The sequence below is a fragment of the Paenibacillus sp. VTT E-133291 genome (assembly GCF_002264395.1).
GTDB lineage: Bacteria > Bacillota > Bacilli > Paenibacillales > Paenibacillaceae > Paenibacillus_AQ > Paenibacillus_AQ nitricinens.
The window spans coordinates 37,918-61,710 of sequence record NZ_NFVA01000016.1 but is presented as its reverse complement, the minus strand read 5'-3'; the positions used below and the strand labels follow the sequence as shown (position 1 = coordinate 61,710).

General features: G+C 43.9%; 26 protein-coding genes and 1 other annotated feature. Of the genes, 2 read left to right on the top strand and 24 right to left on the bottom strand.

The genetic code is table 11. The features are described 5' to 3' along the window. The 21 genes from CA598_RS09680 to CA598_RS09575 form a co-directional block, all read right to left on the bottom strand. Positions 1-870 carry a heptaprenyl diphosphate synthase component 1 gene (locus CA598_RS09680; RefSeq protein ID WP_094870065.1) on the bottom strand — a complete coding sequence of 290 codons (870 nt, stop codon included), beginning with the start codon at positions 868-870 and terminating at the stop codon, positions 1-3. A gap of 115 nt (positions 871-985) precedes the next feature. Then, positions 986-1,528, bottom strand: coding sequence for a hypothetical protein (locus tag CA598_RS09675; RefSeq protein ID WP_094876382.1), 543 nt, complete (start codon positions 1,526-1,528; stop codon positions 986-988). A 94-nt stretch (positions 1,529-1,622) separates the two neighbouring features. Next, a complete protein-coding gene (mtrB, locus tag CA598_RS09670; RefSeq protein WP_042190204.1) occupies positions 1,623-1,871 on the bottom strand; it encodes a trp RNA-binding attenuation protein MtrB in 249 nt (82 codons plus the stop codon). Positions 1,872-1,988: 117 nt separating this feature from the next. Next, the gene (locus CA598_RS09665) at positions 1,989-2,261 is read right to left on the bottom strand and encodes an HU family DNA-binding protein (RefSeq protein ID WP_036676223.1); all 273 of its coding nucleotides are present in this window, start codon (positions 2,259-2,261) and stop codon (positions 1,989-1,991) included. Between the two features lie 375 nt (positions 2,262-2,636). Next, a complete protein-coding gene (gene spoIVA, locus CA598_RS09660; RefSeq protein WP_094870067.1) occupies positions 2,637-4,115 on the bottom strand; it encodes a stage IV sporulation protein A in 1,479 nt (492 codons plus the stop codon). A 410-nt stretch (positions 4,116-4,525) separates the two neighbouring features. Next, positions 4,526-6,580: a serine hydrolase domain-containing protein gene (locus CA598_RS09655; RefSeq protein WP_094876381.1), complete on the bottom strand. Its 2,055-nt coding sequence runs from the start codon at positions 6,578-6,580 to the stop codon at positions 4,526-4,528. A gap of 233 nt (positions 6,581-6,813) precedes the next feature. Continuing rightward, positions 6,814-7,560, bottom strand: a complete 747-nt coding sequence (locus CA598_RS09650; protein ID WP_256990438.1) for a hypothetical protein — start codon at positions 7,558-7,560, stop codon at positions 6,814-6,816. A 30-nt stretch (positions 7,561-7,590) separates the two neighbouring features. Beyond that, the gene (locus tag CA598_RS09645) at positions 7,591-7,959 is read right to left on the bottom strand and encodes a 2Fe-2S iron-sulfur cluster-binding protein (RefSeq protein WP_094870069.1); all 369 of its coding nucleotides are present in this window, start codon (positions 7,957-7,959) and stop codon (positions 7,591-7,593) included. 34 nt (positions 7,960-7,993) lie between these two features. Then, positions 7,994-8,173, bottom strand: a complete 180-nt coding sequence (locus CA598_RS09640) for a DUF2768 family protein (protein ID WP_094870070.1) — start codon at positions 8,171-8,173, stop codon at positions 7,994-7,996. Between the two features lie 195 nt (positions 8,174-8,368). Next, positions 8,369-8,644: a stage VI sporulation protein F gene (locus tag CA598_RS09635; protein WP_076284557.1), complete on the bottom strand. Its 276-nt coding sequence runs from the start codon at positions 8,642-8,644 to the stop codon at positions 8,369-8,371. A gap of 66 nt (positions 8,645-8,710) precedes the next feature. Then, the gene (locus CA598_RS09630) at positions 8,711-9,751 is read right to left on the bottom strand and encodes an NAD(P)H-dependent glycerol-3-phosphate dehydrogenase (protein WP_094876380.1); all 1,041 of its coding nucleotides are present in this window, start codon (positions 9,749-9,751) and stop codon (positions 8,711-8,713) included. Next, positions 9,744-10,361: a glycerol-3-phosphate 1-O-acyltransferase PlsY gene (gene plsY, locus CA598_RS09625; RefSeq protein ID WP_094876379.1), complete on the bottom strand. Its 618-nt coding sequence runs from the start codon at positions 10,359-10,361 to the stop codon at positions 9,744-9,746. Before plsY ends, CA598_RS09630 begins: the two co-directional genes overlap by 8 nt. Before the next feature lie 12 nt (positions 10,362-10,373). Further along, on the bottom strand, positions 10,374-11,699 hold the full coding sequence (gene der / locus CA598_RS09620; RefSeq protein WP_042190218.1) for a ribosome biogenesis GTPase Der: 1,326 nt from the start codon (positions 11,697-11,699) through the stop codon (positions 10,374-10,376). Between the two features lie 169 nt (positions 11,700-11,868). Further along, the gene (rpsA, locus tag CA598_RS09615; protein WP_170880310.1) at positions 11,869-13,191 is read right to left on the bottom strand and encodes a 30S ribosomal protein S1; all 1,323 of its coding nucleotides are present in this window, start codon (positions 13,189-13,191) and stop codon (positions 11,869-11,871) included. 175 nt (positions 13,192-13,366) lie between these two features. Beyond that, positions 13,367-13,954, bottom strand: coding sequence for a lysophospholipid acyltransferase family protein (locus tag CA598_RS09610; protein WP_094870073.1), 588 nt, complete (start codon positions 13,952-13,954; stop codon positions 13,367-13,369). Beyond that, positions 13,951-14,661 carry a (d)CMP kinase gene (cmk, locus tag CA598_RS09605; protein WP_280786601.1) on the bottom strand — a complete coding sequence of 237 codons (711 nt, stop codon included), beginning with the start codon at positions 14,659-14,661 and terminating at the stop codon, positions 13,951-13,953. Before cmk ends, CA598_RS09610 begins: the two co-directional genes overlap by 4 nt. A 207-nt stretch (positions 14,662-14,868) precedes the next feature. Beyond that, positions 14,869-15,522, bottom strand: coding sequence for a flagellar brake protein (locus CA598_RS09600; protein WP_094870074.1), 654 nt, complete (start codon positions 15,520-15,522; stop codon positions 14,869-14,871). 130 nt (positions 15,523-15,652) lie between these two features. After that, positions 15,653-17,011 carry a germination protein YpeB gene (ypeB, locus tag CA598_RS09595; protein WP_094876378.1) on the bottom strand — a complete coding sequence of 453 codons (1,359 nt, stop codon included), beginning with the start codon at positions 17,009-17,011 and terminating at the stop codon, positions 15,653-15,655. A 360-nt stretch (positions 17,012-17,371) separates the two neighbouring features. Then, a complete protein-coding gene (gene prsW / locus CA598_RS09585) occupies positions 17,372-18,067 on the bottom strand; it encodes a glutamic-type intramembrane protease PrsW (RefSeq protein ID WP_094876377.1) in 696 nt (231 codons plus the stop codon). A gap of 148 nt (positions 18,068-18,215) precedes the next feature. Next, entirely contained in the window at positions 18,216-18,830 is a 615-nt protein-coding gene (locus tag CA598_RS09580) for a genetic competence negative regulator (protein WP_042190227.1), read from the bottom strand. 263 nt (positions 18,831-19,093) lie between these two features. Next, positions 19,094-19,489, bottom strand: coding sequence for a hypothetical protein (locus tag CA598_RS09575; protein WP_094870076.1), 396 nt, complete (start codon positions 19,487-19,489; stop codon positions 19,094-19,096). Positions 19,490-19,574: 85 nt separating this feature from the next. Here CA598_RS09575 and CA598_RS09570 point away from each other — a divergent pair, with 85 nt between their 5' ends. Continuing rightward, complete coding sequence (locus tag CA598_RS09570) at positions 19,575-20,483, top strand: polysaccharide deacetylase family protein (protein ID WP_373455816.1); 909 nt, start codon at positions 19,575-19,577, stop codon at positions 20,481-20,483. Positions 20,484-20,579: 96 nt separating this feature from the next. On the opposite strand, the gene CA598_RS09565 is transcribed toward CA598_RS09570, so the two are convergent. From CA598_RS09565 to CA598_RS09555, 3 genes are read right to left on the bottom strand one after another with little or no spacing between them, the layout of a single operon-like run. Continuing rightward, positions 20,580-21,425 carry a metallophosphoesterase gene (locus tag CA598_RS09565; protein WP_218832592.1) on the bottom strand — a complete coding sequence of 282 codons (846 nt, stop codon included), beginning with the start codon at positions 21,423-21,425 and terminating at the stop codon, positions 20,580-20,582. Continuing rightward, positions 21,419-21,787 carry a hypothetical protein gene (locus CA598_RS09560; RefSeq protein WP_094870078.1) on the bottom strand — a complete coding sequence of 123 codons (369 nt, stop codon included), beginning with the start codon at positions 21,785-21,787 and terminating at the stop codon, positions 21,419-21,421. Before CA598_RS09560 ends, CA598_RS09565 begins: the two co-directional genes overlap by 7 nt. Then, positions 21,784-22,377, bottom strand: a complete 594-nt coding sequence (locus CA598_RS09555) for a CPBP family intramembrane glutamic endopeptidase (RefSeq protein WP_094876376.1) — start codon at positions 22,375-22,377, stop codon at positions 21,784-21,786. The genes CA598_RS09560 and CA598_RS09555 overlap by 4 nt, the downstream gene beginning before the upstream one ends. A gap of 115 nt (positions 22,378-22,492) precedes the next feature. On the opposite strand from CA598_RS09555, the gene CA598_RS09550 reads away from it, so the two are divergent. Continuing rightward, the gene (locus tag CA598_RS09550; RefSeq protein ID WP_094876375.1) at positions 22,493-23,404 is read left to right on the top strand and encodes a hypothetical protein; all 912 of its coding nucleotides are present in this window, start codon (positions 22,493-22,495) and stop codon (positions 23,402-23,404) included. Between the two features lie 110 nt (positions 23,405-23,514). Beyond that, positions 23,515-23,745 (top strand) — a binding site (T-box leader). Positions 23,746-23,793: the final 48 nt, after the last annotated feature.

The window sequence follows — 23,793 nt, the reverse complement described above, 5'->3', positions numbered from 1 at the left end:
TTAACCCTCCACGGCTGCTTGTCCTGTGACCTTCATCTGCAGGAGAAAACGATCCAGCGCGATCTCTAGCTCTCTAAGTAAACTCTCGTCATTAACGCTTTGCAATAGTCCCTGAATAGACTGAAGCGATTGATGAAGCTTGTCCGTCAGTTGCGAATCACATTTATATTTCATTTTCAGCATCTTCCATTCCTTCTGATCAAGGTTCAGGTCTTGAAGTTGCTTGCGTTCTTCCTCCGTTGCAGTCTCCATCATCTTCCAGTAGCAATAACCATTCCCTGCATTCGCAGGATTATCACTACGAAGAAGCTCAATAGCAACGGTCTCACACTGACTGAATTCTGCCAGCAGTTTCTCCCACAACTCCACTAAGGAGTTCTCAATCATAGGCGTAAAAGAAAGGAACAGCCGCATATTCAGCTGTACCATGTGCCGCAAGTATTGTTCAGCCGAAAGACGTATGCCTCTCATCTTCACGTAGAGATTCGCTTTCAAGACATTGAAATCTGCAATCGCCTTACTCAAGATTCCAATCATCTCGATCTGATCACTCTTTGCAAGCAAATGGTAAAACCAGCTACTGAAGTAATCGCCAGCCAGTACCTTCAATTGACGGGAACGCATAGGGTCTCCCCCCCGTCTATCATTCGAACGGTCAATGACCTCATGCGTATCCAGACCTAGTTGAACAAGCGCTGTCACAAGCGTGTACAACTCTCCGGCACTTCCTTTTGCAGAAGAAGCATGATTTAGAAAAATATATAACAAATGACCCCGGCCATCAGAAAACGGCGGCAAATCCGTATGCTTCTGAATCATGTCGTAGTCGGTGTAGGGTTTAGCCAGTTGCGGTATGCAGTACGGTTTCATTTCAGCCTCCGAAGCCATTGACATAATAATAATTCATTTTGTTCACAATCTTGTCTATTATATCACATGTTTTTTTGTCACGCACTGTGGTACGCCTGAGTTTCTTTTAATCCATTCAAGGATAAATGAACTGTTTCTTCCAGAGCTCGGTTTCACTAATGCGGAAGCCCGTTTTGAGACGATCCGATATAGGATGATTACCCGCAGACTGAAGTTCATCTTGCAGCGTATAAGACCACTCAGAACGTCTGATATCCCCGGCTAACAGCAGCCGGCGGCTACCAAGCCATTTATCTTCTACCACAATGCGAAGTAGAAGTTGATCCACATTCGAGGTTTCTTGAATGGCAAAGGATATAGCCTGAGCCATATTTTGATAGAGTTCCTCAGGTTCATGATCGTTCCCGCTCACTTTCAGATCCAGTGACAGAACATGATCTTCCCAGCCTACGCTATCTATGGGTAAGGTCAACGGAAGAGCGCCCAGAATATCAACAAGATTGTCGTTGTCAAGCACTGTGTTATGGTTGCCGGTAAAAGTCTCCACTGTCCCATTTCTCTGCTGTACGGATGAGTCTAAGTCTGCCAGTTTCGGCAAAATAATAGCAGAGGTCGCAGTCAAGAGTAATACGGCACCAATCAACCAGGCTTTGTTCATGGACACGCCCCCCTTATCCATAGTACCCACTTTTTTGTGGATATGATCATTCACCCTTACTATATTTTGAAAAAAAGCAGGCTATGCCTGCTTTTCAGCTTTCGCTTTCCAATTGTCCGTGTTTCGTTAAAATCTCAGCTTTTCCGCGAATTTTCATTGCTGAGGTATGATCGGTAAACTGGGCAATCAACACCTCACCCTTGTCTAGCTTCTCTGTATGATGAAAGCGTGTATCCGTACCTCTAGTTAGCCCAATGACTTGAACGCCATTTTCTTTAGCCTTCACCACAATATAGTCGCTACCTGTCGGAAGCGGATTTTCGCTCGTATTTTTATCCGTCATCGCTGATCCTCCTCTAAACCTAATGTACAGCCCATGCTATTCCAAAAAACAAATGCCGCCTTGGAGGGCGGCATAGTTGTTACTTAAAAAGACTATGGGATTGATATGTAGAAATCTTTATTTGATTCCGTCTTTCAGCGCTTTACCAGGTTTGAATGCCGGTACCTTGCTTGCAGGAATTTCGATTTCTTCACCAGTTTGTGGGTTACGGCCTTTACGTGCGGAACGTTCGCGCACTTCAAAGTTTCCGAATCCAACCAATTGTACTTTATCACCGCTTTGCAGCGCTTCTGTAATTGCTTCGAAAACCGCATCTACAGCTTTAGTAGCATCCTTCTTGGGAAGTTCAGTTGCTTCTGTAACTACATTGATCAAATCAGATTTATTCATGTTTTCTCACCTCCCTGAGTAAATTTCCGGTATCATACACTGTTTCCGTTTAAACGTAAAATATACGTGATAATCCCGTTTATTACTGAACACTGGCGCCCATAGACCTTGAAGCGCAACAAACTTATAGTAATACAGCCCATCCATAAATTCAAGCAGTTAGACAAAAAAGGAGTAGAAATTATCATCTACACTTGCATAAACATCCAATTGCTATCTAATTTTATAGACCTATAAGACCAGGTTAATTCTTCTTTTCAGAAATAAATTGAGTCAGATTCACCGTTATTATAGGAACTAGGAATCAAGTTTCATTATTTTTACGCATAAAAAGAGTGGGATCTCTCCCACTCTTCCAATCTGCTTAAATTTAAGTTAGAGAATAATTGCAATAAGCCCGCCTGAGCCTTCATTGATGATCCGGCCAAGCGTTTCTTGCAATTTGTAGCGTGCATTATCCGGCATCATCGCGATCTTGCCTTGTATACCTTCCCTCACAATGGAATGCAAGGAGCGCCCAAAAATATCGGATTCCCAAATCTTAATCGGGTCGTTCTCGAAATCCTGCATCAGATAACGAACCAACTCTTCACTTTGTTTCTCTGTACCAATGATTGGTGAGAACTCAGATTCAACATCAACACGAATCATATGAATTGATGGCGCGGTGGCCTTTAAGCGAACCCCGAAGCGAGAGCCTTGACGAATCAGCTCTGGTTCATCTAGCGCCATTTCAGCTAGCGAAGGAGCAGCAATACCATAACCGGTAGTCTTGACCATTTCTAAAGCTTCCGAGAAACGGTCGTACTCTCTTTTCGCGTGTGAGAATTCCTGCATCAGCTGGAGCAAGTGATCCTTACCGCGGATTTCAACCCCTACTACCTCCATCAGAACCTGATCATACAGCTCTTCTGGGGCATACAGATCGATCTCTGCTACACCCTGACCCATGTTCATACCACTTAGGCCAGCTTTATCGATAAAGTCATACTCTGTGAACTGAGATACGAGCCGGTCAACATCCCGCAAGCGGCGAATGTCTTTTACCGTATCGCGAACGGAGTTTTCATAGCTACTACGCAGCCAATGATTCTCTCCAAGCACCATGACCCAGCTCGGCAAGTTCACATTCACTTCATGAACAGGGAATTCGTATAATACTTCACGAAGTACACCGGTTACGTCCTCTTCAGTCATGTTTGCTGCGCTGAGCGTCATGACAGGGATATCGTATTTGATGGCTAGCTCACTGCGGAGCTGCTGTGCTTCCTCACTGCGCGGCCGAGTCGAATTAATGACCAGCACAAATGGCTTACCCACTTCCTTCAGCTCTGCAATGACGCGTTCTTCAGAGTCCACGTACGAGTTCCGCGGAATTTCTGCAATCGTACCATCTGTTGTTACTACAACACCAAGCGTTGAATGCTCCTGGATGACCTTACGGGTCCCGATCTCTGCCGCTTCCTGAAAAGGAATTGGCTCCTCAAACCAAGGTGTAGAGATCATTCTTGGTCCATTCTCATCCTCGTAGCCTTTAGCGCCTTCTACAGCGTAACCCACACAGTCTACCAGTCGAACATTAACCTCAAGCCCTTCCGCAACCTTGATTTGCACTGCGCTGTTAGGCACGAACTTAGGTTCAGTGGTCATAATTGTTTTGCCTGCTGCGCTTTGCGGAAGCTCATCCACAGCTCTTACCCGATCTGCCTCATTCGTGATGTTAGGCAGGACAATTGTTTCCATGAAGCGCTTGATAAATGTCGATTTCCCCGTGCGAACCGCGCCGACGACGCCAAGATAAATGTCTCCGCCGGTACGCTCGGCAATGTCCTTGAAAATATCCACTTTTTCCAAAAGAGATCCCCTCCTCATATTACTCCGAAGAAAAAATGCCTGAAGAGCATCGACTTCGCGTTCCGCCGGTAATCTGACCCTTGCAGGACATCCACCGGACTTATCGTATGCCCGCCCGAAGCCTAGCTGCTTTCGACCGGGACGTACTGGCCCCGCGCTAAACTCCGAATGCTCGGACATGCATTTGGACTAGTATCATCATATGTATCCGGAACGAATTTATGACCCATAATCGCGCATTTTGCAATGTAATTTCTAAAAATCAGTTGTGCGCGCCGCAAGGCGTCTGACGCCCGGAAGCTTACTCATTCATCATATGAGGTAGGATTCATTGATAGAACTATTTTAGTGGATATGCATGAAGAAAATTATAGAATATTTGGAAGCTTAGAATGCTTTCATTCTACTCACTATTTCACTAGGGCAATACCAAAAGAAGATCCGGCATTCCCGGCAAATACAATATAGCCCTTCTCAGGCAGTACAACTTCATTTTTACTGCTTATGACCGTGTTATTTACAAGGGCTCCCGTTTCATCGTATACCATAAAAGCCCCTTTTGCCGGCATCTTGACTACCATTTTCTTTCCAGCTGCTGTTTCAGGAACGCTGAACCATCTAGCATAACCATCCGCCTGTATCGTAGTTATCGACGATTTGCCTTTATACAGCGGCATCACGCCGTCTTCACTCATATACAAGGTTCCAGCCGCATTAAAGAACTCTATGCCTTCTTTTGCATAGAAAAGAATATCCAATGTATCCCGGCCCGCGATGCCAGGAATTTCGTGCTGGCCCTGAGCCGTATTTGGACCTGTTATCTTCATATCTCTGAAGTAACCTTCGCTTGTCTGTATTGTTGGCCTAATCATGTTCATATAGGTGATGGAACTGAATTTCTCGCTGACTGGATAGTATGACTTACCTTCTCTTTTTGCCCACGCATCTGCGGTTTCTTTATTCAATGCTGCAACTTCCAATTTCTCTGCCTTGTATTCAGAAAATGCAAGCTGGCCTAATTCAGGAACCGAAATATACTGACTCATCCACAAATAAGTCCGTCCGTTACTTTCCTTAACAAAATTAACCTTTGTGCTGCCTTCCTCATCAACAAAAGTTCCATCTGTGGTGTAAATAAATTTTTGTTCCGGGGCAGTCGTTCCTGATAAAAAGAGTTCCCCGCCTTTAATAGTTACCTTCCATTGGCTGCTAAGCGCACTGTAATAACCTGCGAACTTCACAAGGTCTTTTGGCATGTCAGCCTTAACTGGCTTGCCAAATGATTTATCTGGCTTGATTTCTTTAATTGCGCCCTTCTCTTTCATCGCCTGAAGGAGCAGTTCACTTGCCAGCAGCTGATTAATTACGGAGCTCCCCCCCGAGGAAATGACTGCTGCAGCCATATTCTGTTCTGGAAGCACGACGAGGGAGGAATGATACATCTGTGTGTCTCCTCCTTTAACAAGAGCTTTTATACCATAATCGTTAAAAGGGAATAATCGTACACTGTCCCAACCAAGTCCGTAGTCAGCAGAATTATCCCCGTCATCTTTGGGCCAAAATCCCTTTCTATACTCTTCTTGCTCCATGGCCTGTACTGATTTGGTTGAGAGTACATCTGCTCGCTTCCCAGTAAAGATTTCCGAGAATCGGACTAAATCCTCAGCAGTAGAGTAGATTCCGCCTGTACCAATAGCATTGGTCGTCTCCGTCGGGAGCTGGCCCTCGAAGGCAGGAGAGTAAAGACCTGCAAATTTGCTTGAATCTACCTTGTCTTGTGGCGTCATGGTATGGTTCATACCCATAGGTACAGCAAAATTATGATGAATGAATTCCGTGAAAGTCATTTTACTGACTCTTTCTACAAGAATTTCTGCGAGCGTAAACCCATCATTGCAATACACTGAAAAAGCTCCCGGTTCTGCCTTTAATTTCTGTGTAGACAAGTGCTCTAGCAGCGTATCGTGTACGTACGTATCTGGATCATCAAATAGAAATGCACTAGCTAAAGTCGAACCTTGAAAACCTGATGAATGATTCAACAACATGCGCGGAGTAATCTTTTTGTAACGATCATCTTCCATCATGAAATCCGTAATATATTGTACAACGGGTGTATCGAGATTGATTTTACCTTCATCCACTAATTTCATGACTGCTGAGGCGGTAAACATTTTGCTCGTAGAGCCAATGCCATAGATGGTTTCCTTCGTTAAAGGGATTTTTCCTTCTATGTCGTTAATTCCTGATTGTCCCGATACTTTGATCACTCCATTGTCGATCAAGGCATACTGCACGCTGGTTATCCCATATTGTTCAGTTAGAAGCGCTGCTTTCTCAGAAGCGAGCTTCTCTAGCGGTTTAGAAGAAACCGCAACTACGCTGCTGGAAGCCATTGCGCCTATTGGAATAAGCGGGGTCAGGAGTAATGCCGCTGAAAGCGTCCATATGAATCTTTTTTTCATGTCATCAACATCCTTTTTCACTAATTTTGAATGATTACGAATTTTTCATGATTGATCTCTAGCCTGAACTGAATCTCCTTTCTTACCTTCATTCTAGCATTCGAGTCTTACGTGCTATTGAACTTAGCCTTAATTCCATCTGCGATTTATAACAGACCGTTAAGTTTCTGTTAAGACACAAAAAAACGCCTAATACTTCGGAAAATATCCGAAGTATTAGGCGTTCTTTAACTTTAGCTAGGAGGCTGCGGAACCGGCTGATTGTTAATCCATAGATACGGTAAAGACTTCACGGGCACGTAATACGAAGCTTCCTCCAAATCCAGTCGCAGGTCCTTTTTCTTGTCATGTTCTCCACCATTCTTTTCGATGGCAGCTATAATATCAAAGACATAATCTACGTAGACCGTTCCAGCCTTATCCATAATGAAATCAAGATTCTGACCGGAATAGACGCTAGTTAATGATATGGAGCTTGTACCTGCCTTCTTATGATCAATGGTGTAAACTCCTGGATATAGCTCATCAAGTACGGGCAAAGAGCCGTCATGAGCTGATTTATAACGATTTATCTGACGCTGCACATCATTCACCTTCTGGACGGTGACAAGATCCATAACCTTAACAACAGGATCGCTTTCCTCATTCAATATAAGAAAATAAGCACTTCCGCCCTGTTCAAAAGCCGTAGCCGGAATATCTTCCAAATATCCCTTATTGTTCAGCTTGCCTAGGTCAATCCGGAACTTCTCATATCTTGGAGTGGCTTCATCCGCATTAAGGATCGGAAGCACACCTTCCTCCTGTTGAAAATCATCAACGGCTGCTTGTATCCGCTTAACACTTTCTCGATAATTAACGCTAGCACGCTTTTCTTCTCCGGGATACAGACATCCCGAAAGAGTAAGAGTGATTGACACCACTACTAGAAAAAGTCTTGCTCCTGCCTTTAGTTTCTTCTTTCTGCGTATAAACTCCAACCGAGTCCCTCCCACGGTGACAATCTAACACTACCACAGCTCATCTTCTTCCCCACGCCGCGCAGCTTCAAGCTTACGGCGTACAGCAGCCTTAAGTGGATCTTCTGGCACCTGAACGGTCACATCGCTCCATACGGCAGCCTGACAGGCCAGACGCACTCCTTCTTCTAACGTAGTTCCAAGCTTACGTCGTTCAATATCCCCTGGCGGTCTCAGCGCTGTGGCCTCTTCATTCGCAATTTTAACCTTGCACATCAGACAGCCTGCTTTTCCTCCACAGCGTGTGGTTATCGTCACTCCGGCTTTACGAGCTGCTTCCAGTAACGAGATACCGCGATTTACCACAGCTTTACGACCTTCAGGTTGAAATATAACGGTGACGCCATTTTGCGATTTCATGATGTTACTTCCTTCCTTAACATTATGTAACTGCTTACATAATCGAAACAACTCCGCCCAATAGGCCAACTAACATGATGATAAACGCAAGGATAGACAGCAGTGCTTTAAGCAGTCCCTTTGTTTTGCTCCGAGCAAAAGTTATTAGAAATACAGACAGTCCCATAATCAGCATTGCAATCAGGGACAACCACATTTTTGTCATCGGATCCAAGGTCAAAGCCCCCATTCGCCTGTAATATATTAGGGATTATTATATCATGACCTTATCCTATTCTGTAAAAAAACATCATTTTTTATATATTATTATTAAGATATTTTAGCTGTGAGAGTTTACCAATAAATAAAAAAAGAGCAAAAGATAACAGAATCTCATGGATTCTGAACCTTTTGCTCACCCAACCTAAAGCTATTTTTTAAGCATCATTTTCATTAAAGACTCCATTGTGCCGGAACCTGCGCCGCCTTTTTTGACGGCATTAACAATTTCCTGCACAGTAGCTTCACTGACCGGCACTTTCGCCATCGATGACACCTGCTTAATTAACTGGCGGAGCTGGGCTTCATTCTGCGTAGTTCCTGGTTTGACCGTACTGGCTAGCTTTTTGACGGCACTTTCCGTAATGTTCTTGCCCGCCTTTTTGTTAATGGCGTTCAATGCATCCTTGGAAAAATCTCTGCTCACTTTTCATCCCTCCTCCGTCAATCCCCAATACAACATATGAGAATTTGCGGAAAAAGGTGAACAGGATCAGGAATGCCACTGCTCCCAAGTTTCCTGAGAAATCGCCTCAAGCTCAGGTTTACGATCACGGCCCATCAGAGCTTCAACAGCACTACGTGGACTTCTACCTTTAAAAAGAACATGATAAATTTGATCTGTAATAGGCATTTGGACCCCTAGCTTGATGGAAATGGCATAAGCAGCCTCCGTGGTACGAATACCTTCGACAACCATTCCCATCGACTCCAGCACCTCATCCAGTGGTTTTCCTTGCCCGAGCATAAAGCCAGCACGCCAGTTACGGCTGTGCTGGCTCGTAGCAGTCACTACAAGATCGCCAACTCCTGCAAGCCCTGCAAAGGTCAATGGATTCGCTCCAAGCTCGACTCCTACCCGGGAAATCTCGGCCAGACCACGTGTCAGAAGCGCCGCCTTAGCGTTATCCCCAAACCCAAGACCATCGGATAGACCTGCACCGAGTGCAATAATATTCTTTAGTGCGCCGGCAAGCTCTACTCCTACCTGATCACGGTTCGTATATACACGAAAATCATTGTTTATGAACAATTCCTGTGCTTCAGCAGTACGCTTATCATCAGGTGAAGCCACAACAACTGTAGTAGGACACAGGCGAACTACTTCCTCTGCATGACTCGGTCCGGAGAGAACGACAATCTGCCCTTCGTCACAGCCGAGTTCTTCAGCAATAACGATCGACATCCGTTTCTTGCTTTCAGTCTCAAAGCCCTTCGTAGCATGAACGCATAGCATTTCATCCTTCCAGAACGGCTTCAGACTGCGAGCAACCTGTCGCATACCTGAAGATGGGGCTACAATAACAACCGCTTTAGAACCGGAAACTGCGGTCTCCATATCGGTGGTTGCAATGATGTTTGCGGGCAGGGAAATCCCAGGTAAATACTTACTATTGATATGAGAACCATTGATCTCGGCAGCTTGATCAGAGTTACGTGTCCACAGATAAACTTCCGAGTGATTCGCAGCCAGCACACTTGCCAGCGCAGTTCCCCAGCTCCCCGCTACTAGTACGGTTACTTTATCAGACAACACGATTCCCTCCTTTTACTTTTGAGCCTATCTTGTTCTCACGGCCCTCTACAATCTTAACAATGTTCGTCCGGTGCCGCCAGAAGGCAAAAACCGCGATGATAATACTGGTCCAGAGCACAGGCTGTGTAAATCCTGTCAACAATAGAAAGACTGGTGTCAGCGCGACAAAAATCAACGAGCCAAGTGATACGTAACGAGTGATAAAGATAGATCCTATGGCGATGACACCAGCGAGCAGTGCAGGCCATAAACACAGTGTGGCCATAACACCGATCGTAGTAGCGATGCCCTTTCCCCCACGGAAACGAAAGTAAAGCGGCCAGTTATGTCCGACAATGGCAGCGATTCCGCAAAGAGCAGCAACCCAGGTTCCCCAGCCGCCTACCCAAGTTCCTAACCAAACTGCGGCAACACCCTTCATTACATCCAGAACTAGCACAGCTATCGCAGGGCCTTTTCCCAGTACACGCAGTGTATTGGTAGCCCCCGCATTGCCGCTCCCATATTGACGGATATCAATTCCCTTTAGTAGCTTGGCGAACAGCACACTAAAGCTGACAGAACCAAGCAAATAGCTTACAACGATAACCAGAAGTTCAAGCGCCACACTTCTTCTCCCCTAACCTTCGTTTTCGGATTTGCGCCGTGTAAAGAGACGGATTGGCGTTCCCTCGAAATTAAACGCCGCGCGGATTTTATTCTCCAAGTAACGTTCATAGGAGAAGTGCATCAGCGATGGGTCATTTACGAACACCACGATCGTCGGTGGCTTCACCGCAACCTGCGTTACGTAGTTAATACGTAAGCGACGGCCTTTGTCAGTTGGAGGAGGGTTAATTGCAATGGCATCCGATACAACATCGTTCACCAGATGCGTAGTAATGCGTAGTGCATGTTGTTGAGATACATGCTGAACCACTGGAAGCAGTTTTTGCAGGCGCTGTTTAGTTAAAGCCGACAAGAAGACAACCGGTGCGTAACTCATAAACAAGAAATGGTCACGAATCTTAGACTCGAAGTTCTGCATAGTCTTGTCGTCTTTCTCGATGGCATCCCATTTATTCACAACAAAAATAGATGCTTTACCAGCTTCATGTGCATAACCAGCAATATGCTTGTCCTGGTCGATAATGCCCTCTTCACCGTTAATTACAACGAGAACCACATCAGCCCGTTCAATCGCCCGCATAGCACGCATAACACTGTATTTCTCAATGTTCTCATATACCTTGCCTTTTTTGCGCATACCTGCAGTATCGATAAGCACATAACGTTGTCCATCACGTTCAAAAGGTGTATCAATAGCATCTCGAGTAGTACCTGCAATATCACTAACAATAACGCGTTCTTCACCCAGAATTGCGTTAACTAAAGAGGATTTACCTACATTCGGACGGCCAATCAAAGCTACACGAATGACATCGTCATCATACTCATCATCTATTTTCTCCGGCAGACGTTCTACAACAGCGTCCAATAAGTCACCGAGTCCTGTACCATGACTACCGGAAATTCCGATTGGATCTCCAAAGCCCAGGCTATAGAACTCATAAATATCATCTGCACGCTTCATATTATCCACTTTATTGATGGCAAGAACGATCGGTTTACCTGAACGGAACAGAATCTGAGCTACCTCTTCATCTGAATTCGTCACACCACTCTTCGCCTCACACATAAATACAATAACATCTGCTTCTTCAATCGCCAGCTCCGCTTGAACGCGGATGGATTTCAGAATCGTGTCATCTCCATCAATTTCAATACCTCCGGTATCAATCACACTGAACGACTTACCGTTCCAATCTGAAATACCATAAATCCGGTCACGTGTAATCCCCGGTTTATCTTCTACAATGGCCAATCTATCGCCAATCAGCCGATTAAAAATCGTCGATTTCCCGACGTTAGGCCTCCCAACGATTGCCACAACGGGTCTTGCCATATTCATTCCTCCTGTCATCCTTACGATACTCATCATAGCAAAAAACATTAAAATTGGCTAACACTCATGTTAGTTCCAATAAATCTTTCTGTCGCTGGAAAAAGAGAATCGGCGAACCCCCGTATCGAGGGCTCGCCGATTACTTTACCCGTATATTCAAAAAGCAGGATTAGTTATTACCTTTGAATTTGTCTAACTTGTCTCCAAAACGTTCAGCAAGCGTAAAGCTAAGGCCTTCGTTACTTAGAGAAACGTTAGGGTTATTCAATACTTCTTTAGGAGCTCTGTCTCTGCTGTTGCTGCGTTCAGGTCTAGCAGTAGGTGCTGGAGCTTCTTCAGTTTCTTTGATGCTCAGGCTAACACGTTTCTCGGATGGATTGAAGTCCAGTACTTTCACTTGTACTTCTTGTCCTTCTTTCAATACTTCGTGTGGAGTAGCAATGTGTTTGTGGGAGATTTGTGAAATGTGCACAAGACCTTCCACACCTGGAAGCAATTCAACGAATGCTCCGAAGTTCACAAGACGTTTTACAACGCCTGTTACAACATCACCGATGTTGATTTCGCCAGCAGCAGAGTCCCAAGGACCTGGAGCAGCAGCTTTAATGCTCAGGCTGATTTTTCCTTTTTCAGGATCAACCTTAAGTACTTTAACACGTACTTTATCACCTTCAGAAACTACATCAGAAGGCTTCTCTACGTGATTCCAAGCGATTTCGGATACGTGCACAAGACCGTCAACTCCGCCAACATCAACAAATGCGCCGAATTGGGTCAGACGTTGTACAGTACCTTCAATGATTTGACCTTCAGACAGTTCAGCCATAATTTTAAGCTTGTTAGCTTCGAACTCTTCTTCAAGAACTTCTTTAGCGGACAAGATTACTTTGCTGTTCTCACGGTCAAGTTCTTTCACTTTAACGCGAAGGGTACGGCCTTTGTAATCGCTGAAATCTTCAACGAAGTGACGCTCAACCATGGAAGCTGGAATAAATCCACGTGCTCCAACATCAGCTACTAGACCGCCTTTAACAACGTCAGCCACAGTAACTTCGAAAGCTTCTTGGGAAGCAAAGTACTTCTCAAGATCTTCCCATGATTTTTCGCTGTCAACAGCACGTTTGGAAAGAACAAGGCTTTCCTTGTTGTCGTTGATGCTAACAACTTTACATTCTACTTCCTGTCCAACTTCTACTGCTGCAGCAGCGTTGTCCAGTTGTACTGCGGACAATTCGCGAATTGGAATCACACCGTCGTATTTATATCCAATGCTTACATAAGCTTGGTTATCTTCGATTTTGACGATTGTTCCTTTCACGGTATCGCCTTTTTTCAAAGAAATGATTTCCAAGTCAGCTTGGTTAGTCACTTCTTCTTCGTTAACGGCAGCAACTTCTTCTACAGCTCCGTTATTTTCTGTCACAGCGGATTCCACCGCTTCTACGGTTTCATTACTCTCCGTAGCTTCCTGATTTTTAATTTCTTCAGACATGTGATTAGCCTCCTCGATTCAAAACCCCATTTATTTAAACCTGCGTATAGCAGAGTTCAAAACAAGCATTGCTTGGTATTACAAATTACACTTGAAGATAGTATGTTCCAAAAAATAGCGACTATGCCGTTATTTAATCATAGCACAGGACGAAATTTGTGATTCCGTTTATCCCTTAACCAACGGTTGGTATACCCGACTTCTTCATCTCATTGATGCGTTCCATAATGACATCGGTAACAGCCTCGAGAGATTCACTTCCTGCACCGGCAAATTGACTGAGATCTATAGGAGCCCCATAGACTACAACCATCCGTCGAAAGGGTTTGTACTCACCGACAATTGCGGCTGGAACAACTGCAGCACCGCTTCGAAGTGCAAAGCTTGCAGCACCTTTCTTGGCAACTCCGGCATCAGAGTTACGCGTACCCTCCGGGAAGATACCCATGACATTACCACCACGAAGTGTGTTAAGGGCCGTTTTAATGGATTCTTTGCTTACGCCACCACGTTTAACCGGAAAAGCACCCAATTTGTTAATGAGCCAGCCAAGCACAGGAACCTTAAAAAGTTCTGCCTTAGCCATATACTTTACCTGACGGTCTAACTTAATCCCGATAGTCATCGGATCCAGCAAACTAATATGGTTGGCACAGAGCAGCACCCCGCCCTCCTTTGGCACATTCTCTTCCCCCACAATCTTAAGCGGGAAAACAATTGCGTAAATCAAGCGAAGCAATCCTCGGCAAAATACATAAATCATAAATGATTTCTCTCCCCGTCAACATGAGATCTACAATGGGATACAATGGCCTCCACAACTTGATCGATATCCATAAAGGTCGTGTCCAGAAGAATTGCATCTTCCGCACGGCGCAGCGGTGAAATTTCCCGTCCTTCATCCAGACGATCCCGCTGTGCAATATCATGTTCAAGCTGCTGAAGCGTCACCGATTCCGCGCCTCTCAATTCCTTATAACGACGGAGAGCTCTTTCTTCCACACTTGCCGTCATAAAAATCTTTACTTCGGCATCGGGCAGCACGGTCGTACCGATATCGCGGCCATCCATTACAACGCCTTTGCGAAGCGCCATCTGACGCTGCAAATGACTCAGTCTGGACCTTACACCTTCGATCTTCGAATACTGCGACACAAGGCCGCTAACCTGAAGACTCCGAATATGCGGCGTTACGTCTTCCCCATTAATCAGCACCTTCTGGATGTCTTTTTCCGGAATAAGCTCAATAACCATATCGTGAACTTTCTGGTTCACTTGATTCTGATCTTCCGGTTCTATGCCTTCTCGGATCATATACCAGGTGATTGCCCGGTACATTGCGCCTGTATCGACATAAATATAAGACAACTTCTGGGCTACCAATCGGGCTACAGTACTCTTGCCTGCCCCGGCAGGTCCGTCGATGGCGACGTTAATTCTGTCGTAAGTATGTGTACCCTGCCTATCCAACGGGGCATTCCTCCTCAAACACTCTTTCATAAGAAAAGCATCTAGCGATGTCAAGTTCGTTCCTGCAATATCAAGGAGCACATACAAATGGATATGCTTGATGATATTATCAAGAAAAAAGCAGGCATTGCCTGCGACTTATAAAATTATACCACAGTTTATACTTCAGTGCAAAATCAGAACGCTTAATAGAGCTAAGAAAAATGCCTATCGGTTGCGGAAATCAAACTGCCGTTCAAAGCAGTAACGTATTATTTTCTGACGCTCATTATCCGTAATAGCCACAAATTTCAGCATGGCCAATTGGCGCCCGTTTTCAAGCTTTTTAATCCGAACTATTTCACCTTCAAAGTCCACATGCTCAATACTACCATTTCGATAAGGTACTAGAACCCAGCAGGATAATTTCGCTCCCACCTCGAGCTTCACTTGGTGATCCACCAAGAAAGACGTTCCTCCGCCACCGATATCATCTGTACGTACAAGGAATCTTTTTCCAAAGTTATCCTTCACAGCTAATTCAAGATCTGCATTTACCCGAAAAAAGCTTCGTCTCTGAATTTTGAAAATAGAATCCGCCTCTGGTTTTTGTATCCGGACCATACGAATTACATCTTCTTTAAACCCCAGAACATGAGTATTAAAGTAATTTTTAATGCCACCCTCAGTAATAAAATAAACCGAAAGCTCGTCCCCCATAAAAAGTCGTTTCAGACGACCGTTACTCTCCAACATAGGAATTTCAATGAGGAATGCGTCGTCCTCCGTCTCTGCAATTCTCGATCTATATTCAACTTCTGCTTCAGCAGCGTCACTGGAAGCAACCTGTATGTATAGATATTCATTAATTTTAGGATACAAAGATGTCACCGCCAAATCAGTATAGTTAACAATGATTATAGCATGGGAATATCACCCAATGAGATAAATATTATTTTGAATTTTAAAAAGCAAACAGGGCGCATCCAAATAATGGATGCGCCCTGTTTGCTCATTTTTGTTCTAGGCCTGAAGAAGGCCTGATTTCTTCCACGGACTCTTCGATGCCATCGTCCGCATTAAGATAAATACGATACTGAGTACCATTTACCTTTCCGCCAAATTCGTAAGTCAAGACTTCTACGGAGTCATCATTTTTAATCCAAGCCATGCGATGGTAATTCTCATTGAAATCCGAATTCAGAAATTTCTTCGCTTCTGCAAGGGTCAGCTTTGGCTTTGGAATCTTGCGATTGTCCTTATGCTCATTGACATATTCGCTAGCCTCAAAACCAACCGCTGTCCCAGTATCAAGTCCAATACGGATCGTCATTTTCTCAGGATAAATCAAGACATCATTTTGGCTCGTTACAAAGATTAAATTCCCGATATTATCATAACGGTCAGCATTAACCGCAGTCATATGAGGATATCCTTTTTTCTTAAGAAACTGCTCCGCCTTGGTAACTGCTTCTTCTAGGGTTACCTTAGCAGGTCCTATCTCTCGGTTATCGTAATAAGAGATCAGTAAACCACCATTTTTAGTGAAATCCATACTGGTCATCTGCTTATTATTCGAACCACTGACTGTAGCCGTATAAGAAGGCCACTTCGTATTTTTGCCGTTTTCTTTAACGTCTACCTTAGCATTCGAGCCTGCGTTAGCAAACTTAATGGCTTTACGTTTAATATCTTCAACTGAAACAGGGGTACCTCCGAGCATTTTTACAGAGCGTTTATCGTAAATGCTAGCAACTGAAGGACCCCAATCCAGGTCAGGGTAACCTTCGACACGTTTGTCCACCGACTTGAAGCCGTCAATAATCGAATTATCTTCTGCCTTATTCTCTGTAGCCAATGCGGTTTCAACATCCATCCAGCGCAAGCGGCTACCAATCACTTTATTCTGAACATCTTGCAAATCTTTTGAGATTTCTCCAGAGCTCTTATACAATGCTTTTAAATTGCTCAATTCACCATCTGTCAAAGGCTTCTTAGTGAAATCACGAATCCCAGCTTTATAAGAAAAGTTTGAGATTTTGGACAGAAACTCCTCCGTTTTGCTAAAAGGCAGTAATGTGAGTGGCAACTGATTAATTTCATTTTGTGCCTCACTGGTCATCCGCCACACATTAACAAGTCCTTTGCGGTGCATCCCGTTAGAAGCGGAGTTAACAGCTAGTGTGTTTCCCAGCTCTCCATGAAGACGCTCCACGTGGTAAGACAAATCATGAAAGGCACGCTGATATTGGTTCTCCGCCTTAATTAAGATCGCATTCTTCTCCTGATTCTCCTGATAACCCCACACGAGCGCTCCAATTAACAGCAGCGCAGTCAGCGGGAACATTACAGCACTTAATCTTTTGTACATAGGGCTACAAGACTCCTTTCGATAGCTTATTGGCGTTAGTTTGACAATAAACTAGGAGTCTTATGCACCCTCCTGTAACAGAATATGACCAAAGTGTTTGGATAGAGGGATTTCACTCCAAATTTGCATAGCATAGCGCTTATGCTCTCTCTTCAATTTCAAAGCCACTGCTATTACTACAAAGGCATTGCTTAAAGCCGGTTTGAATCACACCCTGCTCTTTTATCCCTCTTAATATGTAGGTCTCACCGCATTGTTTGCAAAGTATACGGACTTTTATACGCAAAAAAAGACACCTCTCTCCTCTCTGGAATCTCCCGCTAAGGAACAATCCTTTGAATATAAGTGTGTCCATCTCGATTATAGGTTAACCTCTTCTTCTCGTTTCAGAAAGCGGAAAGGGGACCGGCTATTCGCCCTATCCACTTTCCCCATCCCTCCGTACCATAGAATAGCCATCAGAGGAACAATAAACCATATCCAGTAGTTAGCTGTCGTACTCAAAATAAAGTCATAAATCCCATGCCACAACCATGGAAGCAAGATAGAGATTAACAGGATCCCTTTTGTTTTAACTCCTTTTGAGAACTTGGCTCTCCCTAAATGATAGCCCATGATTACACCAAACATAGCGTGTCCAGAAACCGGAAGCAAGGCTCTCAGGAACATGGAACCGATTGATGCATTGCTATACCAAGCGTACATTATATTTTCTATTGTTGCGAAGCCGAGCGAAATCGCTACGGCGTATAGTATCCCATCATATGGCTCGTCAAATTCGGTGTGATTGTAAATCATATGGTAAAGCACAAACCATTTTAAACATTCTTCCACGCCAGCAGATATGAGAAACGACTCCACATAAGGACCGCCATTCAGTCCCAGCATTAGTCCTCTCTGAATGATCATAACAGGGAATACAATCAGAAGGCCTAGCAGGAACACCTTAATAACGATATGAAGCGGTTCTTGATCATACTTATCTTTCAAATAAAAAAAGGTCAGCAGAGCAAGTCCCGGCGCTACTGCCGACGAAATAACCGATAACACGAGCACCGAATAACCTCCCTATATCCCTAGCGCCTTATTCTGCTGATTACAGCAAGGCAGATAACAGCTTTAATTCAAGAATGACCGCCATACCATCAAGAACAAGAATAGGGCTAAACAGCTAAAATAATGCATATCAGCCCTATCATGTTATTTAATCCTGACGCTTAAAATGAGTGCACAATAACTGGACTGCATTCTCCGGCATTACTGTCTTCCCGTATTCATCGAGAACAGCTTCAGTAACCGGCGAGGAATCTCCAAACTCAGCTAGTACGCCAACAAGACCTGACAACGCTGTTTCTTCAAATTCCTTAGGATCGAAATACAGATACCATTTATTGTTATAAGAATACAGTTTCCCCTGGGAAGTAATATTACCAATGAGCACATGAGCCGCTTCAACAAGAACCTCGAAATCGCGGAATGCATATACAATGGAGTCGCTTTGTTCAAGAGTAACTTCCATTTCGTAAATCTCTTCTGGCAATTCTTCTTCCCCGGACGCACCGTACTGATGGTGATCATATTTTCCTCGGGTCACTATAACGACCATGCCTTGGGCGGGCAATGCGAAAACTTCTACGGCAAGCGGACCAGTAGCATCAAAACCTAGTTCACTATATGCTTGGTCCATCATCTCCGTAAACAGGTCATGAACCTTGGGAACTTCCTGCCACATGTCTTCCTTCTGGATGCCCCGCTCGCTCAGGTCGTCAAAAGTGAGGAAAATCCGTATCTTATCTTGACTTAATCGCTCTATTCTCATGACAGGATCCTCCTTTTGCAAGCTCATTTATTATAATGTATGATGAGTCCCGAGTAATGAGCCAAAAATGGTTACTATGTATGTATGTTATCATTTTGCAGAGATAAATGCACGAAAATAAATATATAAAATCCTCTTAAAGCATTGCTACTACTGAAGAGCTTATTCTAATTCATAAACCATTTTCAAGCCCTTGAATATAAAAAAGAATCATTCTGCGGAATATTTCATCCTCAAAATGATTCTGAAGGAGTCCTTTACGGTTACAATCCCGGTATGGCAGTATGCGTTTCTTTAAGAATTTGCTCCACTTCGCTCTTCACTTCAGGATTGTTACGAATGAAATCCTTCAGTAATTTGAGATTGGATTCTTTTGATTTAACCGGTGATTCCGATTTATGCTCAGAGGTTCCGCTGTTCGAACCATTACTTTGAGCATTGCTGCTTGTATTACTGCTTGCATTGCTGCTTGAAGCAGCAGTGTTTCCAAACCCTGTCGTAGCCATACCAATTATTTTTTCTTTTGCTTTATCTGCAGCTCCACTCATGGAACCGCCCGATTGCCCCAGCGAAGACATTAGAGAATTCCGCTTTTTGGACATAATCATACTGGCTGCAACGCCCATCAGCACCCCACATAAAAATGACGAAGTATTCATATTTCCAGCCTCCTTGTATGGTAAAATCATGTTTAGTGTTCGCGGAAAGATTGCCGCTCATGCAACCTAATAAGAAGAAAGTGAGTTGAAAAAAGTGGGTAAAATGACATCAGTGCTCCTACTGGCTACCTTACTGCTGACAGCCTGTGGCAACAGCGGTGCAAATGGAAAGACCGCCGAGGATACAAACACCACAAAGAATACGCCTACGGCGGCAGCTACACAGAGCGCAGCAACTACAGCGCCTTCGCCTGAGGTTACAGCCAGCCCTACCCCTGAAGCATCAGCAGATGGAGGAACTACAGGTAGTAATAATACAGCCAGTAAGGATGAAGCCTCCGCTAAAATCCCACTGCTGTACCATATGAACAAAAATTACGACATTGTCCCAAATGAGGAAACTACAAATAAAAAAGTCGTGTTGCTCACTTTTGATGACGGTCCCAAAGATGCGGATATGATCAATCCGTTAATGGATGTTCTGGACAAACATCAGGCCAAAGCGATCTTCTTCGTAAATGGATACCGCGTTAAAGCCCATCCCGAGCTTCTAGAGTTAATTCATAACCGCGGAGGAATTATCGGCAACCATAGCTGGGATCATATTGTGTTGAAGGACAAGTCTTACACTGAGGTCAAAAAGCAAATCGAAGACGTTCAAAATGCGGTCAAGGAGATTATCGGTGAAGTCCCTCAGTTTTTCCGTCCCCCACATGGTGCTGGCGGAGATGTAGGCAAGAAGATTTCCGCTGAGAATGGGATGTTGTATATGACCTGGTCCAATGGATCACTGGACTGGGAAATGAAAGAGAAAGAAACCGGAAAAACAGATAAGTTAATCAAAAATGTGACGGATCAATTGCATTCTGGCAGTAATATTCTGATGCATGAACTACCTTGGACAGTTGAAGCGTTGGATAAACTGCTTACTACTCTTGAAGGCAAGGGCTATAGCTTTGTAGACCCTCGCAGCATTGAGCTTAAGATGCGCTAATTCCTATTTAGGATAAATAAAAACAGGTAATCCCCTTGAAGCAAAGGAGATTACCTGTTTTTTTGTCCACCCATTCAAATGTAGAAGGACAGCTTTCTAATGTTTCTCTTTACGGAGCGTTAGAATGTGCATCTCAGCAGGACTTCCCCAGCGGATTGGCAAGTGAGAGGTTCCAAACCCTCTGCTAATCAGCAGCTTCGCATCCCTTCCTGTCCCATCTCTTCTTGGCCAATGAAACATTCCTGCATCATATTTATGATAAAAATTTTCCACATGCCTTTGTCCCAAAAAAGGAAGAATGACCTGCCCTCCATGCGTGTGACCTGCTAATATCAGATCTGCTGGCACACTTTGGCGTTTGGACAACCAGAGCGGATCGTGAACAAGAATGATACGACAAGTGTTATTTATTGAAGAAGCACGTGACGTTAATCCTGGTAATGGACGATAAGAAGTGTTGCCACCCTTTTTCGGAAAATCCACTCCCGTTAACCAAAGAGAAGCCCCCTCACGTTCAATACGCACATTCTCATCCATTAACAGCTTTGCACCACTGCTCCGAATAATCTGATCAACTAGTGAAATATCAGCTCGATAATCATGATTGCCATGTACTACATAGGTTGGAGCAATAGAAGTAACTAAAGTCATATTATCAGTCAGTCGATCCAGAGGACTGTTTTTTTCCGTCAGATCACCGCCTAATAAAACAGCACCCACCTTTCCCTTTAACGGAGTCAGCAGTGCTGTTGGAAGGCGGCGGCGATGGATGTCGGTTATAAATAAGAGACGAAATCCATCAAACTCATCTGGGAGTGACTTCAAAAATATTTCCTCGGTAATAATTCTATTTCGAAAGGCGTTACTTAACATAATCACTGCAATGATTAGCGTAATCAAAAGCACAACCACAACTAATCCACAAATCCAAAAAATCACCATAAAGTACTCAAAGGCGGCGCCCCTTCGATTCCCCACCATAGGAGCGCTACCAGCAATATTACAAAAATGAAAATCAGAGAGTTAACAAACATTTTACTAAGCCGAACACGTTCTGATGAATACGTATTCGAACGTGATGGAACAGATTCTTCCTGCTCATTGTTTCCAGCGTTAGATCCTTTCGCAGAAGCTGCCGGACGGCGCGCTTTCCTTGATAAAGTTGCCGTTGTTGTCTGGGAAGGATTGCTCTTTCTAGGAGCCCCCTCCGATCGCGGATTCGTTTTTTTACTTTTGCCAGAAGTTTTGCCTTCGCCACTGCGCTTTTTCTGACGAGACTTCAACCGGCTCAATTCCTCACTCATGATTCCCTCCTGTAGCGGATCACCAGACCAGAGAAAAGGTCGATGAAGAAATGACATAGTATAGGTGCCCATAGGCTTCCTGATTGAATGTATATATACCCAAGACCATAGCTGCTTAAGAAAACCCATCCGGTAGGTACAAAGTGGCGCAAATAGCGAACATGAATAAGAGCAAACAAAATACTCGTCCAATAAGGACCAATGGAATACTGTATGGCTCCTCTGAACAGAAGCTCTTCACAGATTGATACCATAGCTGCAATTACAACAATGTGCCATACGGGCCTATTTCGAAATAATAGGTCGTTTATTCCCCCGTCATCCATACTTTCTTCAGGTACAATATGAGTCAATAAATAATCAACTACCAGCATTACAGCGGCAAGTCCAAGACCCCATGCCACAAAATGTACGTTTTCTGGAAAAATTAATAGCTTAAAAGGATTTCTTTTCTGAAATAATATCCATATCAAACCGATAATTAATGTAAGCCCCTGAGTTATGTAGAGATTGAGGAGCAGAAGACGGTCTGTTAACTGACCTGGCTCTACTTTTTTTATCTTAATCTCGCCAAATTTGAATTTTTTCATCGTGACCTGCCTGTTCTTTAATTTTTTGGGGCAGCTCCGAAAGAGAAACCGTCCATAATGTTGCTATCAATACATAATACATAGGATAATTCCCCCAGAAAAAGGAGCACTTATTATGAGCCAACGTAACTCCCGTACACAAATGTTGTACACTCTATTTTTTTTGTTTTTCCTTATTTGCGCCTTCGCCGCATTTTTCACAGGCGTCAAGGTTGGCGCAGACAAAACGGAAGCTAAATATGAGCAACAAAAGAGCAGTAATGGATATGGATTAGAAGAATTCACGGGCTCTTACCAACAGAAGGATCTTGTTACTTTCTATCATAACGTATTTTTGCCTTATCGGGAATTCAAGCAGAATTGGAACACTCAAGTGGACAAGCTGGCACGCAGTACAGATGCCCGTGTAAATGCAGCAGCTATGAAGAATCTTAGCCTTTTAGCAGATAAACAATATGAAAGAGTGAACCAGGACTCTATCTTTTCTGACTCTCCCTTATTACATCAATCACAGCTAAACATACTCAAAAGCTTAACCTTATTCTCAAAAGCTTCTGGTGAAGTAAGTGCAAGTGCATCTGGTGCAGAGACGGCAAAATTGCTGAAAAATGATCCTTATACTTCCGGTGCGGTTAAATTCGGATTGCTCGCTCAAAAGAACTTTTATGATTCTATGCTAAAGTGGGGCTCTAAGACAAACCAGAAAATTCCTTCTGATGCTGGTGAGCTTAAGACCATGTCCTTTATACAGTGGAAAAAAATGCCTCTTCTTCAAAAGAACGCATCCATTGCAGATATGATGTTAAATCGCGGAATTTTTGCAGCCTATGATCCTCAGGACATTACCGCAAAAATAGACGATTTGATTCATTCTGGTACAGCCAGTTCATTGAATCTTACAGATGTTCAGTCCTCAGTAACCCTGCTTATTTCCACAGGTGCTATACAGGTAGAGGATTTTATGAAGTGGCGAGAGCAGTACTACAGCAAGGAGACGATTCCACAGCTCCCGTTTTTTTATGAATAGAACCAGTCATTGAATCATAACGAAAAATGAAGTTCACTTCAAGAAAGCTTACTTTCAAAGCCTATTGACACATCTACATTACCGTGTTACATTATGAAAAAATTAATCAATCAAAAACGATGATGGAACAAAGATTCTGGAAGTCTTCAGAGAGCCGGTGGTTGGTGCAAACCGGTGACACACAGATGTCTTTAGCGCTCCTGAGATATTGTATCGAACCTTAAAGTAGGTGCAATCGGATCAACTCCGTTACCAGTGTGGCCTTTGCAGGCCAATGAGGCTGCTTCTTCCAAGTTGCAGTGAATTAGGGTGGTACCACGAAGATAACTCTCGTCCCTTACTACGGCAGTAGTATGGGGGTCGGGAGTTTTTTTAATTTCTAAATACCT

Bases quoted from the DNA above. Each gene is read 5' to 3' on its own strand.
- CA598_RS09580 (WP_042190227.1), bottom strand. From the start codon at position 18,830: ATGAGAATAGAGCGATTAAGTCAAGATAAGATACGGATTTTCCTCACT.
- CA598_RS09675 (WP_094876382.1), bottom strand. From the start codon at position 1,528: ATGAACAAAGCCTGGTTGATTGGTGCCGTATTACTCTTGACTGCGACC.
- CA598_RS09610 (WP_094870073.1), bottom strand. From the start codon at position 13,954: ATGATTTATGTATTTTGCCGAGGATTGCTTCGCTTGATTTACGCAATT.
- CA598_RS09655 (WP_094876381.1), bottom strand. From the start codon at position 6,580: ATGAAAAAAAGATTCATATGGACGCTTTCAGCGGCATTACTCCTGACC.
- rpsA (WP_170880310.1), bottom strand. From the start codon at position 13,191: ATGTCTGAAGAAATTAAAAATCAGGAAGCTACGGAGAGTAATGAAACC.
- der (WP_042190218.1), bottom strand. From the start codon at position 11,699: ATGGCAAGACCCGTTGTGGCAATCGTTGGGAGGCCTAACGTCGGGAAA.
- ypeB (WP_094876378.1), bottom strand. From the start codon at position 17,011: ATGTACAAAAGATTAAGTGCTGTAATGTTCCCGCTGACTGCGCTGCTG.
- CA598_RS09665 (WP_036676223.1), bottom strand. From the start codon at position 2,261: ATGAATAAATCTGATTTGATCAATGTAGTTACAGAAGCAACTGAACTT.
- CA598_RS09560 (WP_094870078.1), bottom strand. From the start codon at position 21,787: ATGAGTGAGGAATTGAGCCGGTTGAAGTCTCGTCAGAAAAAGCGCAGT.
- CA598_RS09555 (WP_094876376.1), bottom strand. From the start codon at position 22,377: ATGAAAAAATTCAAATTTGGCGAGATTAAGATAAAAAAAGTAGAGCCA.
- CA598_RS09565 (WP_218832592.1), bottom strand. From the start codon at position 21,425: ATGGTGATTTTTTGGATTTGTGGATTAGTTGTGGTTGTGCTTTTGATT.
- CA598_RS09645 (WP_094870069.1), bottom strand. From the start codon at position 7,959: ATGAAATCGCAAAATGGCGTCACCGTTATATTTCAACCTGAAGGTCGT.
- mtrB (WP_042190204.1), bottom strand. From the start codon at position 1,871: ATGACGGATAAAAATACGAGCGAAAATCCGCTTCCGACAGGTAGCGAC.
- CA598_RS09550 (WP_094876375.1), top strand. From the start codon at position 22,493: ATGAGCCAACGTAACTCCCGTACACAAATGTTGTACACTCTATTTTTT.
- CA598_RS09680 (WP_094870065.1), bottom strand. From the start codon at position 870: ATGAAACCGTACTGCATACCGCAACTGGCTAAACCCTACACCGACTAC.
- CA598_RS09575 (WP_094870076.1), bottom strand. From the start codon at position 19,489: ATGAATACTTCGTCATTTTTATGTGGGGTGCTGATGGGCGTTGCAGCC.